General features: G+C 65.5%; 15 protein-coding genes. 3 read left to right on the top strand and 12 right to left on the bottom strand.

The window, feature by feature from the left end; all coding sequences use genetic code 11:
* Positions 1–229: 229 nt before the first annotated feature.
* The 6 genes from U0034_RS20530 to U0034_RS20505 form a co-directional block, all read right to left on the bottom strand.
* Positions 230–862: a hypothetical protein gene (locus U0034_RS20530; protein WP_139831122.1), complete on the bottom strand. Its 633-nt coding sequence runs from the start codon at positions 860–862 to the stop codon at positions 230–232.
* 456 nt (positions 863–1318) lie between these two features.
* Positions 1319–2257: a hypothetical protein gene (locus U0034_RS20525; protein WP_085225301.1), complete on the bottom strand. Its 939-nt coding sequence runs from the start codon at positions 2255–2257 to the stop codon at positions 1319–1321.
* A 271-nt stretch (positions 2258–2528) separates the two neighbouring features.
* Entirely contained in the window at positions 2529–3131 is a 603-nt protein-coding gene (locus U0034_RS20520; protein WP_158243507.1) for a DnaJ domain-containing protein, read from the bottom strand.
* A gap of 975 nt (positions 3132–4106) precedes the next feature.
* Positions 4107–4805: a hypothetical protein gene (locus tag U0034_RS20515; RefSeq protein WP_085225305.1), complete on the bottom strand. Its 699-nt coding sequence runs from the start codon at positions 4803–4805 to the stop codon at positions 4107–4109.
* Positions 4805–5332 carry an RNA polymerase sigma factor gene (locus U0034_RS20510; RefSeq protein WP_327197071.1) on the bottom strand — a complete coding sequence of 176 codons (528 nt, stop codon included), beginning with the start codon at positions 5330–5332 and terminating at the stop codon, positions 4805–4807. Before U0034_RS20510 ends, U0034_RS20515 begins: the two co-directional genes overlap by 1 nt.
* Positions 5333–5523: 191 nt before the next feature.
* The gene (locus tag U0034_RS20505) at positions 5524–6099 is read right to left on the bottom strand and encodes a hypothetical protein (RefSeq protein ID WP_085225309.1); all 576 of its coding nucleotides are present in this window, start codon (positions 6097–6099) and stop codon (positions 5524–5526) included.
* Between the two features lie 229 nt (positions 6100–6328).
* Here U0034_RS20505 and U0034_RS20500 point away from each other — a divergent pair, with 229 nt between their 5' ends.
* The gene (locus U0034_RS20500; RefSeq protein ID WP_158243506.1) at positions 6329–8095 is read left to right on the top strand and encodes a diguanylate cyclase domain-containing protein; all 1767 of its coding nucleotides are present in this window, start codon (positions 6329–6331) and stop codon (positions 8093–8095) included.
* Between the two features lie 9 nt (positions 8096–8104).
* On the opposite strand, the gene U0034_RS20495 is transcribed toward U0034_RS20500, so the two are convergent.
* Entirely contained in the window at positions 8105–8617 is a 513-nt protein-coding gene (locus tag U0034_RS20495; RefSeq protein WP_327197070.1) for a lytic transglycosylase domain-containing protein, read from the bottom strand.
* Between the two features lie 344 nt (positions 8618–8961).
* Between U0034_RS20495 and U0034_RS20490 the strand changes: the two genes are divergently transcribed.
* Entirely contained in the window at positions 8962–9324 is a 363-nt protein-coding gene (locus U0034_RS20490) for a hypothetical protein (RefSeq protein ID WP_085225315.1), read from the top strand.
* A 247-nt stretch (positions 9325–9571) separates the two neighbouring features.
* Here U0034_RS20490 and U0034_RS20485 read toward each other — a convergent pair whose 3' ends face one another.
* Positions 9572–10336, bottom strand: coding sequence for a ProQ/FinO family protein (locus U0034_RS20485; protein WP_085225317.1), 765 nt, complete (start codon positions 10334–10336; stop codon positions 9572–9574).
* A 299-nt stretch (positions 10337–10635) separates the two neighbouring features.
* Between U0034_RS20485 and U0034_RS20480 the strand changes: the two genes are divergently transcribed.
* Positions 10636–11346: a hypothetical protein gene (locus U0034_RS20480; RefSeq protein WP_085225319.1), complete on the top strand. Its 711-nt coding sequence runs from the start codon at positions 10636–10638 to the stop codon at positions 11344–11346.
* A 41-nt stretch (positions 11347–11387) separates the two neighbouring features.
* On the opposite strand, the gene U0034_RS20475 is transcribed toward U0034_RS20480, so the two are convergent.
* The 4 genes from U0034_RS20475 to U0034_RS20460 all read right to left on the bottom strand — a co-directional run bounded on the left by U0034_RS20475 (position 11388) and on the right by U0034_RS20460 (position 17072).
* Complete coding sequence (locus tag U0034_RS20475) at positions 11388–13865, bottom strand: glycoside hydrolase family 3 N-terminal domain-containing protein (protein ID WP_085225321.1); 2478 nt, start codon at positions 13863–13865, stop codon at positions 11388–11390.
* Between the two features lie 91 nt (positions 13866–13956).
* Positions 13957–14802 carry a carbohydrate ABC transporter permease gene (locus tag U0034_RS20470; RefSeq protein WP_085225323.1) on the bottom strand — a complete coding sequence of 282 codons (846 nt, stop codon included), beginning with the start codon at positions 14800–14802 and terminating at the stop codon, positions 13957–13959.
* Between the two features lies 1 nt (position 14803).
* Complete coding sequence (locus U0034_RS20465) at positions 14804–15721, bottom strand: carbohydrate ABC transporter permease (RefSeq protein WP_085225325.1); 918 nt, start codon at positions 15719–15721, stop codon at positions 14804–14806.
* Between the two features lie 43 nt (positions 15722–15764).
* The gene (locus U0034_RS20460) at positions 15765–17072 is read right to left on the bottom strand and encodes an extracellular solute-binding protein (RefSeq protein ID WP_233211900.1); all 1308 of its coding nucleotides are present in this window, start codon (positions 17070–17072) and stop codon (positions 15765–15767) included.
* Positions 17073–17091: the final 19 nt, after the last annotated feature.

The following is a 17091-nucleotide window of genomic DNA, read 5'->3' as shown; positions in this document are numbered from 1 at the left end:
CCGCTCCCGTTGTCCACCGAGTCGCCTGAAATCATGCGCGCTTGCCGCGCTTCGCGTCGCGCGCCGGAGAGCGCCCTCCGACGCATCGGACAACCTGGCTGCCCTCGCGATTCCTCCGCTTCGATTGGTTCCGCTCATGTTTTCATGCTTCTTGCCGTGCAAACGCAAACGGGCGCCGCCACGAAGTGGCGGCGCCCGATACCGGAGATTCCGAGCAACAGCTTGCCGGTCAGTTCCTGGTGAGTGCCGACAAATGATCGCCGGTCAGCTTGGCGAGCATCCGCATCAACTGAGCGATCAATTTGTCGATCTCGCCGAGTTCGCGCCGGATGGCATCCTGGGTGGCCTGATCGGCCATGGTGGCGTGGTAGTTGTGCGCGGCGTCTGCTGGCTTCGGATGGGCATCGCCCGGTACCTCGCCGGTCTTCGAGGTACCGAGCCGCAACGCGGGCAACGCCTTCAGCTTGTCGATGAACGAGCGCGTTTTTCGTTCGATGTCGTTGGCCCCGTGCAGCATCTCCGCAAACACCGCCGCGGTGGACGTGCGGCTCGCGCCCGCCGACGGTGCGCGCGCGGCCGGCGTGTGCGGCTCGGATCGCGCCTGCGACAGGTTAGGGGCGGACCGGGTGCGCCGCAGCAACGACATGGCAGTTCGCGGTGGCACGCTGCCTGCGGCGCCAGTCTGCGCCGAGGAGTTCCGGCCCGCCGCTCCGTTCGTCGCCAGCGCACTGAGCGCCGCCCCGGTTGTCCGGCGGCGCCTTTCCTCCGGTGCCGGTAGTGCCGGAAGCGCCGCCGTCTCCGGCGTGCTCGCGCTCGGTGCGATCGACAACGCGGCCGATCCGGTTATTCGGGTCATTGTCATGGCGCACTCCGTACGGTGGGCGACAACGCAGATTGCGGGAACGGCTCTCCCGTGCGGACACGCGCGGCATGGTCGAATCGTGCCTCTTGCATCGGCCGCGCCGCGAGCAGGCCGACGAAACAGGCAAGCGCGAGCGCTATCGTGCGGCACGCGCCGCTATAACGAACAAAGCGGGCCTTCATCATCCTCTCCTCAATACGAATCGCATGGGTGCCATGCGGTGCGCCGATTGTCGGCGAACGTCGATGCGTCAACGGCGCGCGGCGGCGAATGTCGGGCGCCCGAGGCGAAATGAACTTGAATTTGTCCGGCGTTGCTGTCCTGCCGGTTGCGATGAGAATCGGGCTCAATGCCCTCGCTCCAGGAGCCGCCGGATAGTTGGCAATGGCGCGGCAGACAAACGGACGACGAAGACGCCTCGAACGCATCGCCGCCCGCTCTCTCGTATCGATTCTGTCAGATCGTCTGCTCGATCCGCGCCCCTGCATGCGACTGACTTGACGCGATCGAGTACCCGAAGACGGCCTGATTGATCTGCTCGAGTTCGGCTTCGACTGCCTGCTCGAGATCGGCCGAGCTGGAGGTCTTGTCGTCGAGCAGTTCGCCGCCATCGGCCGTGTCGGTTTCCCCCGGGTCTTTCGCTTCATCGAGCCCACCCTGCGCCGCCCAATCGAAATTGCCGACGCCGGAAATGCCATCGGCGCCCGCGACGTCATGCGTTTCGATCTGGTTGTACGCATCCGCGTTCTGAAGCATGTACGCGGCTGCCGCCGATACGTCGGGCGGCGTGCCCTCGCGCGGGTTGTACGCGAGCTGATAGAGCTGGCCCGGAGTGAGCGTGTGGATGCCGTTCTCGTGCATATAGCCCGCGAGCGCGCCCGATGCCCCTTGCGTGTCCATTTGCGCCGCCTTGCTGCTGGCCGCCGACGGTTGCACATCGCCGATCTCGCCCTGTGCGGCCCAGTCGAAATCATTGGCGCTAGCGATGCCGTCGGAGCCTGCCACGTCATGCGTTTCGATCTGATTGAATACGTCCGGGTTCTGCAGCATGAATTTCGCCGCGGCCGAAACGGCGGACGGTGTGCCGTCCTTCGGGTTGTAGGCGAGCTGATAGAGCTGATCGGGGTTGAGCGTATTGATGCCGTTCTCGTGCATGTAGCCGGCCAGCGCGCCGGCCGCGCTTTGAGTGTCCATGCCGGTATCCGCGTCATCGCCGAAATCGGCCTCGCTCGTCCCGCCTTGCGCAAAGACTTCGTGAAACATCTGTTGCAGCGAGCGCAGCGCCGACTCGTAAAGCGCCTCGAAATCCGCGGGCAGCGCGCCGACCGCCTCCTTCGCCGATGAATCGATGCCTGGTTGCTCGATGCTGATCGAACTGCTGATGGTAATGCTCATGGTTTGCCCCGTCGCTTGATTGGACCGACCGCGCCGCGCACGCGGCGCGGATCTCGCCGCGCTCTCAGCCGGTTCACGTGCGGCGCAACTGCGCGCGGCGGACGTGATGCATAGCTGTGAGCGCTACGTTAGCGGCATGCCGATGCAGCGCCCGACGCCGCGGCGAAATACGCGCGAAGGTGGCGAATACAAAGCGCGCCGCTGCCGCAAAATCCTCGGGCGCCCCTCTCCGGTGCCACGTCGCAGGGCAGCCGCCACGTCCGCCATGACCTCACGCGGTGCGTGCGGGCTCGGGGACGTGCTCGCCGCGCTCGCGCGCGTCCAGCACGGCCATGGCCGTGGCATAGGCCCACTGCAGCTCCTGAAACGCGACCTTGCTGCCGCCCGGTTTGTCCGGATGCAGTCGCAGCGCATCCCTTCGGTAGCGAGCCTTTACCGCCTCGCACGTGGCGCTGCCATGCGCAACGCCGAGGACTTCGTGCCACCGGCGAAATCCATCGGGCGGCTGCTGGTCCACGCTCGGCGCCGCGTTCGCGCGCTCCGGGCCCGTCCCGCTTGCGTCAGGCCGCGGCGCTCCATCTGTCCGATATCCAGTGTCGCCGGCTTGCGCACGGGGCCCGTGCGGCGTGGCACCGGAGCCTGGTGCGGCACCGTGAAATGGCATGTGCCACCAATGGCTCGCGAACGGCGGAGGGGCAGCCGCGCCAAAATGGCCGTAGCCGCCGTAGGGCCCGGACGGTGCGTAGCCGTATCCCGCATGCCAGGCGGGACGGCGATAAGCGTAGTGGCCGGAGTAAGGACGATATGCCGGCATCGCATGCATATAGCCGCTATGCAGCGTTGCGAAAAGCGGGCTCGGCGTGTTGGGATACATACCGAAGTGCAAGGTATGGAATCGGCCGTTGAAATGAAACCCGAGGTGCATCCGAGCCCCATGCGCAGTTTGCGCGAATCCGTATGTGAATCCGAGAAGCCGGCCAACGTCGAATGCGTGGGTAAAGTAACCCGGCCCACGCCACGCCGTGCGCACGTAGCGCGGATACCCGCTGGCCGCGAAGTGCCCAGCCGCGTACGCACCCGCATAGCCGTGCGACGGCCTGGGGAACGCGTGATGGCTCGAATACCCGCGTGCACGGGCATACGCCGAATGTCCCTGCCCGGCCGGCCTCCGAGCCGACGATGTGCCGGTTGCGGGACGCGAAGACCCCGTGCCCGGAAAGTGGCGGCTGCCTTTCGCCGCGCCGAAGCCAGTTCGCTTCGTGCCGGGCTCGGATGCCGGTGCCCCTTGCGTCCACTGAGCCCCCTTCGCCCCCGTCGGCGTCCTCGCGCCCGGAACTCCGGTCTCGGCAAACCGGGACTCTCGCGTCGGGCGTCCGGAGGCATCCTCGGTGCCTGACGTTGTCGCGGGCGGCACACCGCCCGAGGAGCCGCGTTGCCCATTGCGCGCACGCTCGAGGAAAGCTGCCAGCCGATCGGCGCCGTTCATGTTCGTGCGTTGCGCACCGATTGCGCTCGCGCCCGGCTCGGGGCGGTGCAGACTCGAAAACGCCCCCTCGTTGCGGGCGCCCGGACGGCCACCGCCGGCCGGCTGCGCCGGCTCCGGCGCAGCACTGTGTCCAAAGGAAGAGAACGACGGTATCGGATTCGCTATTCGGCTGGGCATCAGGTACTCCTGCCCATCGCCGAAAACGGTAACCGAAAACAGCAGGCCGTCCAGCATGAGCGCGGTGTTGGCAGGCCTGACGAGGCCCGGAACGCATGCGCTTCATTTTCGCGACGAGAGGCCATGCCATACCCCGGGTGCGACGAAACGGCGGGGCGGGCAACGAACGAACACGTCGCCGCAACCCTACTGCGCGTTCAGCGCCTCCGCGGCGGGCTCCGCGAACCGCACACCGGGCGCCGCGCGCAGCGCCGCCACTTGCGCGTCGACATCACCCATCTCCCCGGCCGGCGCAAGCGAATAAACGCCGTTCTCGCCCGGGCCGTTCACGATCCTCAGATGCTGGGCGGCGAGCAGCGTCTGCAACTGGCGCACGGACATCGCATCGTCCACGACGAGCCTGATCGTTGCGCGGTGCAACGGCGAAGCGGCCTCGGACAGCGTTCGATAGGAGCCGGCCGGCTGCAGACCATGCAACTGCCCGCCCAGCATGGCGAGCGCTCCCGCCTCGATCAGCGCCATCGCGGCGAGCCCATACGCAAGCAGCACCGAACGCCCTGCGCGCGCCCTCGCCTTTTCAGCGGGCTGCCACCGCCCGTGCGTACCGGTCCCACGCGACTCGGCTTCATGATGGTCCGCATCGTCGATTTGCTGCATCAACTTGTCGAGCCCACGCTCGACGTTCGGGGCTTGGGGCTCGCGCCGATTCGCCGCGGACAGCAGCCAACGCTGGCGTGCAAGCTCCGCGCGACAAAGCACGCACTCGCGCAGATGTGCCTGCACCTCACGTGCATCCTCGGCACCGGCGGTATCGTTTACGATCCACGGCAGCATTTCCCAGATGCGCAGGTGCCTGCGCTCGTCGTCGGCTGCAGACGCACTCATCAATCTTCCCCGGTAAATCCCGCCAGCACAGGCATCACGTTGCGCAGTTTGACACGGGCATGGAACATCCGCGCCTTCACCGTCGTCACCGACGATTCGGTGATCTGCGCGACTTCCTCCAGCGAATGCCCCATCACGTAGGCGAGTTCCACCACGGCCCGCTGCTCCGCCGAAAGCCTCCTGAGCCCCTTGTCCACCCAATCGGTCTGCTCATGGGCGGCAAACGGCTCCACGGCTTCCCCTTCGAAATCGGCGTCGAGCTGGTCGTGCTGAAGACTGCCGTCGCGCAATGCGCGCAGCGTCACACGGTAGGCGATGCCCATGAGCCACGTCGAAACGCGTGCGTCGCCGCGAAACTGTGCTGCTTTTTGCCATACCACCATGAACGTATCGTTGATCACTTCCTCGATGAGGTCCTCGCGGCGAGTGAAGCGGTTCAGGAAGCGGGCGAGCCGGCGGTGGTATGCCCGATAGAGCTGCGCCAGCGCTTCCTTGTCGTGCGCCGCCACGCGACGGATGAGTCGCATGTCGTCCGCATCGGTGGCTTGTACGTCGTCGGAGTATGAAGTGGCTGGGTTCAATAGCATGGTGCGAATCGCGTGTGCGCATGTGCGCGCGGGCGCGCTCGATTCCCTGTAGGTAGCGCGAGGCGCGAAAAAAGTTGCGAGCGGGGTCAAAAAGATAGAGTTGACCGCCGCCCCAATGTGCGTGGATTCGCTCAACGCCACAAGGTAGGCGGCCGCTGATTTGCCCGTAAGGAAATCCTTAAGGCCCGCCCCACGGGGCGCGCGCACGAACTGCATGGGGTGTGCGGACGCAATCCCTCACCGGCATCGTCACGCGTACTGGACGGTCGAAACGTCAGCAGCGGCTGCGCGAGACGCACCCGTACGTCCTTCGAGAGCTTCGCCAGCACCTCGTCGCGCGACTGCGCTCCTTCGATCTCCAGCACCACGCAATGCGACTGCAACGCGACGAGCGGCCACTCCATCACTTCGCGCAATCGGTAATCGTTCTCGAGCGCTGCCACGGCGGCGCTCGCCGCGCGGCGAGCGCGATCGTCCAGCGTGTCGCCGTCCGGCGAGCGCATAGGCCCGCCCGCGCTCGCAACGACCACCACTACCATCCGTTCGCTGGCGGCACTCATGCGCTGAAGCGCGGCGGCGTCACGCGCGTCTTCGTTAGCGGGCTGCATCAGCGCAGCGCGCGCGCATGCGACGAGCAGCGCGATGACGGGAACGGCCAGCCATGCGCGACGCCGCGTCACGCTGCTTTGCGCGGGACGTTGTGCCATCGGGGTTCTCCACGGTTGATCGACACGGGACCGGTTCCACGTGCCGGAGCGACTGTCGTGCACACGGAATTTCATGGAGAATTGCGCGGCCATCCGGGCACACGGCACCAGTCGTAACCACGTGAGTGCGAAGCGCACGTCGAAAGGTTGCGAGGTGCGCCATGATTTTTTTTACATTCCGATATGCGAAAACGTGATACATGTTGCGCGTCACGCAGGGGCCAGCCGCATGAAGAGAGAGAAGTTCAATAAAGCACTACCGATCACCCGTCTTCTGGGGTTACTCGTCGCGTGTATCCTCGTGGCCGTGATCGTGCCGCTCGGTTGGGCGCTCGCTCACGAATGGTCGGACAGCAGCGCGGCGCGCGGCGCCCTGCAGGCCTTCCGCGGATTCAGAGCGGGCCTGCTCGTCATGGAGAAAGTCTCCGCGGAGCGCGGCCCGACGAACGGCGCGCTCGGCGAGGATCTGCCCATTGCCCCCGCGCGTGCCGAAGCACTTTCACGGGCGCGCGCGGAAAGCGACCGTCGCATCGCGAGCCTCGTCGCGATACTCCGGAACAAGCACTGCCCCGGCGATTGCGCGCGCGAACTGGCCGCCGTGGCGAAGATGAGAGGCGACCTCGATTCGGCTCGCGCGCAAGTCGATGCGTTGCTGAAAGTGCCGCTCGCCGAGCGGCGCTCGGCAGAGATTCACAGGGTCGTGGCCGGCATGATCGCGATCATTCCCGAAGTGGCGCCGCCGCTCGACGGCATCTCGATCTCGGTCCGGGAAGGCGGGCCCGGTACGTTGAACTGGCTGGCAGCCACGCGCCTGCTCGCCGACCTGCGCGAATTCGCGGGCCAGCTCGGCTCGCAGTTCACCGCGGCACTCGCGGCGCAACGGCCGCTCACATCCGACGAACTGCTGGCGATCGCGCGCGTGCGCGGCCGCGTCGATCAACTGCACGCGCTCGTGCTCGACCGCGTGACCGTCAACCCGGGCTCGCAGGCCGCGCGCAAGGCGCTCGACGATATGGAGCACGACTACTTCGTGACGGGCATCCGTTACGCAGAGCACGTGCAGGCGCTGGCGACCAAGGGCGCCACGGGCATCTCGCCTGCCCGCTTCGCGGCGGACTACGTGCCGCCGATGGGTTCCATCACTCGCCTGCGCGATGTGCTGCTCGATCAGGCGGAGGCCGAACTCCATGCGCGCCAGACCGAATCGCTCGTTCATTTCCTCGTGGCGCTGGCCGCCGCGGTACTGATCTGCGGCGCGCTGGCCGCCATGATGTCGATCGTGCGCAAGCGGATGGTCGAACCGCTCCTGCAGGCGGTCAACATGATCGATGCCATCGCGAGCGACGAAATCGACACCGAGATCTCGTTCACGCCCAAGAGCATGGAAGTGGCGAAGCTGCTCGAATCGATTGCCGCGCTCAACGCGAATCACATCGAGAAAATGAAGCTCGAGAATATGCTGCTCGAGATGAAAGAGCTGTCGGAGACGGACCCGCTCACGGGCCTGCTCAATCGCCGCGCACTCGAAAAGCGGGCAAAAGACGACTGGCCCGCCGCGAACGCGCACGAGCCCGGCTATGCGGTCGTGAGATTCGATATCGACCGATTCAGGCAGATCAACGACCTTCATGGCCACAGCAGCGGCGACCGCGTGCTTCGCACCGTGGCTCATCTGTGCAGTCAGACGTGGCTGCATACGGACATCGTGGCGCGGTTAGACGGCGACGCGTTCGTCGTGCTCATGCGCGTGCCGAACGAGGCACGTGCGATCCAGTGCGCCGAACAGATGCGTGCGGCCATCGAGGACACGCCGATCGTTTCGCAACAAGGCGGCTCTTTCGGCGTGACGGCGAGCTTCGGTGTCGCATATTGCGATGCGCGAGGCACCATCGACGTCCAAGCGCTGATGGAGCGTGCCGATCTTCTGGTCGCACGAGCGAAAAACGAAGGGCGCAACTGCGTTGTCGCGGAGGGTGCGCCCGCGCCGCTGCATTGAGGTCCGACGCTATCTGGACGCTTGCGTTTCGGTCGCCTCGTCCGCTTCGGTCGCCTCGTCCGCTTCGTGCATACCGCGCGTTTTGCGCGCCGCCGCCGACGTCGCAGCGGAAGCGGGGGCGGCCGCCGGCGCTGGCAGACGATGCCAGCCCGCGATGATGCGCTGAATGTGACGCGCGTAGGTGTCGCGCTCGGCGGGCGTCTGCGAATGATAGGCCCCCACCGCGGCCCATGTGTTGCCGTACTTGTCCATCATGCGGCGTAGATGCCATGCGGCGATATAGACGTTCTCGCACGGCCGCATGAGCGTCGAACGCGAGATGTTGTAGCGATTGAGCTCGCGCAGATGGATGGAGTTGATCTGCATGACGCCGTAATCGATCGAACCGTTCTGGTTCAGATGCGTGGCATCGGGCCGATTGTGCGATTCGAGCCACGCGATCGCGCGCAGCACGAGCGGGTTGACCTGTTGATAGGCGCCGGCGTCGTCGAAGCAATCGGCGCGTGCGAGGGTGGGCCTCACGCACGTTGAAAGAAAAAGTGCGGACAGTAGTAGCGGGCGATAAGGTCGGAGACGGTACGTCGGCATAATCCGTTGGATCGGGCGGAGGCGAGCGTCGTGGCAAAGGCACGATAGGAACAGCCTATTCTCGCCAGAGGCGATCGACAGCCTCCGCAGTGACAGCGAAGTTCTTTTTCCGCTGGCGAAACGGTGGCGCGACATGTGTTTGCGGCGCGGCGTCGGCTTCTATAATCAGGACTTCTGTTCGACGCGGGCACCGATGTGATTTTTGCTCGACCTCTCTTCGTTTCGGCTCCGCCGCAAGGCAGCCGCCGCCTTACCTGTCCGAGGGAGAAAGGCACGCTATGAATCCGGCCGATTCACGCTCGACGGCGCTGGCTCGCGCGGTCAAGATGGCGGCTAACCGAGGTGTTGTGGTTGCGCGCATCGCGGGCAGCGCGACCGCCTGGTGGGGCGGCAATATCGACGACTGGCAGCCAGATGAAACGCTGCTCAGCTCTCGTGCCGCGCTCGAGCGCTACTGGCACCTCGTCCGCGATTTCCGTGCATCGCGCCTGCCGACCGCGCACGCCATCATGGTCTATCGCGACGGGAGCTTTGCCTCGGTCATGCTCGGCGTGCGCACGCCCGAGGCCGTCACCGCGTATTTGACCGAAGCGATGGAGCTTGCGCGCACGCGCAGCGCACAGCCATGGCTCAGGGCCTGAGCGCCGGGTATCGGCCAGGTTCGTTGCATCATGTCCCGACAGACTCGTCAGCCGGGTCTTCACCACGCAGTTGCTCGTGCATCGCGCAGCCGCAAGCGCTGCACGGCGCTCGCGGGCAGGACGAAAAACAGGCCCCGGCTGTCGAGCAGGCGCCTGTTCGGATAGCCTTGCGGACGATCGAAAGGCTGGGCGGCTGAACGCCTTCGTGCACGGACCGCCCGGGCTGCAGGCGCCCGCGCGACGTTCGCTATGCCTGATCGGCGGGCGGGTTCCCGGATGCCGATGCGCCTTCCGGAGCCGACGCCTCATTCGGCGCCGATGCGCTCTCGGGTACGGACGCGCTCTCGGGTGCCAATGCCCCCTCGGGTGCGGATTCGCTCTCGGGAGCCGATGCGCCTTCGGGCGCAGCCGCGTTGTTCGCGGTCGGCGCCGCGTCGCTCTTGCGGCGCTGCCTCGGTGCGTGCCTGCCCTTGTTGCGAGCGAACGCGGCGTCCCGTGCCGTGACCTCACCCGCCGGTGCGCCGGTCAGGTCGACCCGTGCCGCCCCCTCGACGAGGCATGCCCAGTACCGGTTGCCGCGGCACCACGTACTGACCGCGTCGCGAATCTCGGCCTCGCTGAGCGAGAGCTCCGCCGCATGCGCCAGCAGATCCGCCAGGATGCCGATCTTCAGCGGCACTTTCGGGGCCGGATTCTTCGGAAAAGCCGCCGGAAAACGCCGTTGCAGCTTGCCGATGATCCGAACGACGGGATCGACCGGCTCGGCTTTCGCCTGCTGGCTCCTTGCCTGCTGCCCCCTCCCCGGTTGACCCTCTGCTTGCTGGCTCTTGGCCGGCTGGGCGTGACCTGGCTGGCCCTTGTCGGGCTGAGCCGTGGCCGCCGGCTTGCCGGGCGCGGGATGCCGCCGCGGTTTGGCACCGCCGGCCGGAGCCGACTGCCGCTTCGCCTCTTTTGCGTCCCTAGCCTCTTTCGCCAGCTGCTTCTTCAGTTCTGCCAGTTGCTCGAAACCCATACCTGTCCTGTCACTCACCACCGAAAACGAACCGCCTATAGTAGCAGGCTCTACGCAATGACCGCTCAATTCCGGCGGCTTTCGTCAGATATGCGGCGTCTTTCGTCGCATCGGGCCGTCATCCGCCTTCGCCAACCATCCGCGACGCGGTGGCCAATCGGTCCGCCCGTCGAGGAAATTGCCCACCGCAGCCCCGTAAGAACTGGCAGTCCACATATGACGAAGCGCCATATACGCTAGGTCTGGCCGCGTGCGCAACGCGGTTTTGCCGCCAGCGACACCTATTCGAGGGGCGCCCGATGAAATACGTACTGGCACATGTCATCCGACGCGAGGAGCGCTATTCGGCGCTTGCACTGTTCGACCGGCTGCGCGAGGCGAGCCAGCCGCCCGAGGTACGGCTGCGCTTCACGTACGCGTTCTCGTTCCTGGTGACGACGTTCGGCGACCTCGACCGCCAGTTGCTGCGAACCGTGCCGGGCATCGACCGGCACCCCAATGGGCCAGCCGCGCGCTGGCCGCGGCCCGGCGAGCCATACGAGCACGCCGTTTGCGGGCCGGACACGCGCCCGGCCGGCCCGGGGCCGATGCCGTGGAGCGAGGAGGCCTACGCGAACCGCGCGTTGATGGCGGAGCTTGGCGCCCTGATTTCGGCAGCCGGCAGCATCGAGCGAATCGCCATCGTGGAAGCAATCGAAGCAACGGGCAAAGTGCTCGCGTCACTGAGCTCGGACATCTCCGAATCGATCGCGCCCTACGCCGAACGGGAGCCGCGCGCTCGCGCCACGCGCACCGGCAGCCTCGCGACCCGATCGGGCCACCGGCGAGCCGGCGAGCGCTCCGTGCTTGCCGCCATCGGCCTGCGCGAAGCGCAGCGGCAGTATTGCATCGAAATCGTCGACCGCGTCTTCGACGCTTTAGCACGATGGACACACGAAACCGCGCGGCACATCGAGTGTGCTTTGCCGCCCCCCGTGTCGGCGCACCCGGCCGCGCGCGCCCTGTCCTGAGTGCGCGGCGGGCCGGATTCCAGGGGCGCTCGAGGCCCGCGTCACAGCTGCGGGCAGCCGAGCTTCGGCTCGGCGGCGCCGTGTTCGACCGAAACCGTGGCCGAACTCGTCATCCGCCAATCGAACGGCAGCACCCTTGGCCCCGGGCCCACGACGCTGACCGTCGTGGCGAGGTGGATGTCGCGGCTCGAACCGCCCACCATCACGTCGAACTCGCCGGGTTCCACGACACGGTGGCCAGCGCCCTCCGTCAGGTTGAGCATGTCCACCGGAATCGCGACGGTCAACCTGCCGCGCTCGCCCGGCTGGAGACTCACGCGCGCGAACGCCTTCAACTCGCGCACGGGCCGGACCGAAGAAGCAAGCCTGTCGCGAACGTAGACCTGCGCGACTTCAGTCCCTTCTCGTGCGCCGATGTTCTCGACAAAGAACCGCAATACGATCGTGCCCCCGGCGATCGCCACTTCGCGTTGCTCGACGGCAAGGGCATCGTAGCGAAAGCGCGTATAGCCGAGCCCGAATCCGAACGGATATCGCGCCCCGAAATGAAAGGCGATAGGCGTGCCCGCGCTCTTCAGCTTGTGGTTGTACACGTACGGCACGGCGCCGGCGCTTTTGGGTACCGAAAGCGGCAGCCGCCCGGAAAAATTGCGCCTGCCGGTCAGCAGATCGGCCAACGCCTCGCCGCCTGCCTCGCCCGGCGCGAACGCCATGACGACTGCCGCGACCTTGTCCTCCAGCCCGCCGAGGTTGTACGGCCGGCCGCCCGTGAGCACGACCACCGTGGGTGTGCCTGTGGCCACCACGGCATCGAGCAGGGCCTGCTGGACGCCGGGCAGCACGAGGCTGTCGGTGTCCGAGCCCTCGCCGACCGTGCCCGACTGAAACAGACCGGCCAGATCGCCGACGAAAACCACGGCAACGCCCGCGCCCCGGGCGGCGGCCGCCGCCTCGGCGATCCGGCTCGTGTCGCCGCTGACGAGCGATGGACGATCCTCGCCGATGGCCTCATCCATTCGTACGTCACCGGGGTAGACGGGCGCACCTTGCCGGCGCTGCGCGATCAGATCGCACCCCTTGGCCCAGGCCACGCGCGATTCGCCGAAGCGCTCGCGCAAGACTTGCAGCGGCGTGGCGATGCTTGAGCGGGCCTCCTCGCCGGCGGTAATCAGGTGAACAGGAAAGCTGTAGCCGGCCAGCAAGGCCAGCGGATCGTCCGCCGTGGGCCCGATCACGGCAAGCGTGCCGACGTTCTTCTCGGAAAGCGGCAGCGTTCCGTCGTTGCGCAAAAGCACGGCCGATTGCACGGCCACCTCGTATGCCGCTTGCGAAGCCGCCTCGCTTTGCAACTGCACCCGCTCCGGGTCCGCATAAGGATGCTCGAACAAGCCGAGCGAGAATTTCACCGTCAATATCCGCGAGACGATCGAATCGATGGTCGCTTGCGCGATCTCGCCGCGCTCGAACGCCTCTTTCAGATGCAGCGTGCATTCGTGCCCGGGCAACTCGATATCGAGGCCGGCATTGAACGACATGGCGGCTGCCGACGCCGCGTCGCGCGCCACGCGATGGTGCGTGTAGAGCAGATTGACGCCCGCATAGTCGGCCACGACGAGCCCATCGAATCCCCATTTGTCGCGCAACATGCCGGTCAGCAACGTGCGATCCGCGTGGCATGGCACGCCGTCGATGTCGTGGTACGCCGGCATGACCGCACCCGCTTTGGCCAACTTGACGGCCATTTCGAACGGCAGCAGGAAGACGTCGTTCAGTTCGCGTGGCCCCATGTGAACGGGCGCATGATTGCGGCCCCCTTCGCTCGCCGAATGGCCCACGAAGTGCTTGAGCGTGGCAAGCAGATCGCGGCGCTCGCCCTGCAGCCCTTGCACGTACCGGCACGCCATCACGCCCACGAGGTAGGGGTCCTCGCCGAGGGTTTCCTCGGTGCGCCCCCAGCGCGGATCGCGCGATACGTCCAGCACGGGCGCGAGCCCTTGATGGCAACCGATCGATCTCGCCTGCTGCCCGATGATCCCGCCCACCTGCTCGACGAGTTCGGGATTCCACGTGGCGGCGTAGTTGAGCGGCGCCGGGAAGAGCGTGGCGCCCTCGATCATCAGCCCGACCAGGCATTCCTCGTGCGCCATGACGGGAATGCCGAGGCGCGTCTCCTCGATCATCCGGCGCTGCAGTTCGTTGAGCGCGCGCACACCCTCTCGCGGTTCGACGCGATGCGTGCCGAGCGGGCGTGTGATCTGCCCGAGCCCATGTTCGAGCAACGTGTCGATCGATATGTCGATCGCGCGTTGGGCGAAGTCGGCGAGGCGCCATTCATGACGGCCGTCCGCCGACAATTTCAGCCACGCCGCGTGCATCTGCGCGATCTTCTCGTCGAGCGTCATCCGCGCAAGGAGATCCGCTACGCGGTCCTCGATTGCGGCCGCCGGATCTCGGTAAAGCGGCGCTGCGGCCGCCGGATCTCGGTAAAGCGGCGCTGCGGCCGCGTCAGGGGTCGACATCGAACAGTTCCTCTTTCATGCGTAGTCAGGCTTTCGTGCCGGCGTTCGGCCACGGCGATACTCGGCGCGAATCGATCGAAATCGATTGCCGTCATCCTTTCAACGATCCGGCCATCATTCCTCGAATGATTCGCTCTTGACCGAATGCGTAAGCGAATATCAACGGCAGCGAGGTCAGCGTGACGACGGACAGCATCGCCGGAATGTTCGACGAGTACTGCCCCTGGAAGTCCCACAGTGCAAGCGGCAGCGTGCGGTGAGCCGGTGTGGACGTGAGCACGTTGGCAAAGATGAACTCGTTCCAGAGCGCGATGCCGTTATAGATCGCAACCGTTGCGAGCCCTGGGGTCGAGAGCGGGAAATAGATCTTCCAGAACACCATGAACGGCCCGCAGCCGTCGAGTTGCGCGGCTTCGTCGAGTTCGCGCGGGATCTGCCGCATGAATTCGGTCAAGACAAAAATGGACAGCGGCAGGCTCAGGGCAACATACGGGCCGATCAGCGCGAACTGCGTATCGTAGAGGCCGAGCTTGCGGATCAGCAGGTAAATGGGCACGAGCGTGGCATGCAACGGCACGATCATGCCCGCCACGACGAGGCCGAACAGCACTTTGTCGAAGCGAAAACGCATGCGCGCGAAGGCATACGCGGCCATCGCGCTGATGACGACGATCGTCGCCACCGAGAGACCGACGACGAAAAGGCTGTTGCCGAGGTATCCGAAGAACGCGCTGCGCAGCACGTCGAGGTAATTATCGAACGCGAGGTGTGCCGGCAAGGCCCAGACCGATTCCGTATACGTCTCCTCCTGGCTCTTGAGGCTCGTCGTCACGACGAAGAAAAACGGCAGCGTCGTCACGGCGAGCCATACGAGTCCGAGCAGCAGAACGCCGGGGCGAGTCGCACGGCCGGGCGTCGCCCTGAGGTGGCGGGCCATGTCAATTCTCCGTTGCGAGGCGTTGCGTGATGCGCAGTGCGGCCGCGGCCACGAGTGCTACGATCAGGAACATGGCCGATGCGATCGCGCTGCCGTAGCCGAGTTGAAACGAACTGAATACGGTGCGGTACATATACGTTGCCATCAATTCCGAGGCGCTCTCCGGCCCCCCGCCCGTCATCACGAAGATCAGATCGAAGTACCGCAGAGAGCCGATGATCGACAGCACAGCCGCGGTGCGGAGCGTGCCGCGCAGGTGCGGCAGCTTGAGCCGCCAGAAAATCGTCCATGGCGAGGCGCCGTCGAGGCATGCCGCCTCGGCCACCTCCTCCGGGAACGACGAGAGGCCGGCCAGGAAGAGAATCATGTAAAACGGGATGTTCTGCCAGCAGATCACCGCAATCGTTGCGCCCAGCGCAAAACGCGTATCGCCGAGCCAGTCCACGGCCAGACTGTCGAGACCGACCGCGTGGAGCGCGGCGTTGAGCGGCCCGAAGTTCGGATCGTAGACGTTCTTGAACAACACGCCGATGGCCACGCTCGACATCAAAAGCGGCAGAAAATAGAGAATCTTGAGCGTACGCGAGCCGCGCCCGGCCTTCTCCAGCAGGACCGCCAGCGCCAATGCGATCGGTAACTGAATCAGAATCGAAAAGAGCGCCAGCAGCAGATTGTTGCGTAACGCCCGCAGAAAAATTGCGTCGCTCGCAAGGTGCACCCAATTCTCGAGGCCCACGAAGCGCGCGTCCGTTCCGAGGCCGTTCCAGTCCAGCATCGACAATTGAAAACTGGACAGCAGCGGATAAAGCAGGAACACCGCGAGCAACACCACCGACGGCGCAAGGAACGCCGACAGTACGAGCCATTTCGATTGCGAACGACGAGGCTTCGCGGATTCGAGTGCAATGGCGATGTTCATGGTGCGATCTCCAGGCTGGCTGCGCGACAGGAGCGCCGCATGTTCAGCGGCCCGCGCCGGTTTTCGCGGCCGCTTCCATCTGCGCCGCGGCAGCCTCCGGGGTCATGGACAAGCCGAAAAGCGCCTGAGTCGTGTCCTTGTGCATTTCGCCGAGCTTCGGCGGCAACTCCTGGTCGTACCAAAGCTGGACGTTCGGCGCCTGCGCGACCAGCCCACCCAGCCGCTCGAGGAATCGATCCTTGACGGCCATGTTCTTGACCGGCGGAATATGCGCTTCCGCAACGCGTGCCTGCATCGAAACATCGTCGGCAATCGTCTTGACGAGTTTGAAGGCCGCATCGCGTTCAGGACACTGCGTGGAAATGCTGGTGAAACTTTCCCCCACCGTGCCGATCACGTTGCGCGGATCGCCCTTGCCGCCCGGCACGCTCGGAAACGGGAAGAAGTCGAGCTTGGCGTAGAACCCAGGGTTCTCCTTCTGAATGGTGGCTGCCTCCCAGCCGCCCATCAATTCCATCGCGGCGCGGCCCGCGTAGAGCAGCCGCCGCGATGCGCCGATGTCGTAATCAAGGCCGTTGTAGCCCTGCGCGAACGCTCCGGCCTTGACCAGTTGCTGGATGTATCGGCCGGCCTCGACGAACACGGGATCGGCGAAGGTGCCGCCTGGCGCACGGTCGGCCGCGCGGCGAAACACAGCGGGGCCGCCGAGCCGGTCGACGAGATACATGTAGTACATCGAGCCCGTCCACTTGTTCTTGTTGGCGAGCGCAAACGGTGCAATGCCGTGAGCATTCAGCGTTTTCACCACGTCCATCAAGGCGTCCCACGTGGCAGGCGGCTTCAGGCCGTACTGCTTGAAGATGTCCTTGTTGTAGAAAATGACGGCAGCGGAAACGTTCTCTGTCGGGATGCCATACACCTTGCCGTCATAGGTGACTGCGTGCCAGGCGGTCGGAAGAAAGCGGTCACGAAAGGCTGGATCTTTTTGCAGATAGGGCGTGAGATCGACGACCTGGCCCGCCTTCACGTACTCGCCCAGCGGCCCGCCACCCCAGGTATCGAACACGCACGGCGGCTGCCCGGCCCCGAAGGCAACCTTGAGTTTGGTCTTGTACGAATCGTTGAGGACGTGAGAATCCTGAACCTTGTACCCCGGATTCTGCTTCTCGAAGCGGTCTGCCGCGTCGCGTACGATCTTCGGCCCGTTACCGTTCGTCTGATGATCCCATTCGGTGATGATTTTCGATGACTGCCCGTACGCCATGACGGCTGCACACGCCGCCGAGACGGCAAGTGCCGCTACCGCCACGCTTCGAAACGATGCCGTTTTGCCGCGCGAAAGCCACGTCATCTTCGTCTCCAGTCAGTCG

This window comes from Trinickia caryophylli, from assembly GCF_034424545.1.
Taxonomy (GTDB): domain Bacteria; phylum Pseudomonadota; class Gammaproteobacteria; order Burkholderiales; family Burkholderiaceae; genus Trinickia; species Trinickia caryophylli.
The sequence above is the reverse complement of the archived record's forward strand: the minus strand, read 5'-3'. Positions and strand labels throughout refer to the sequence as shown.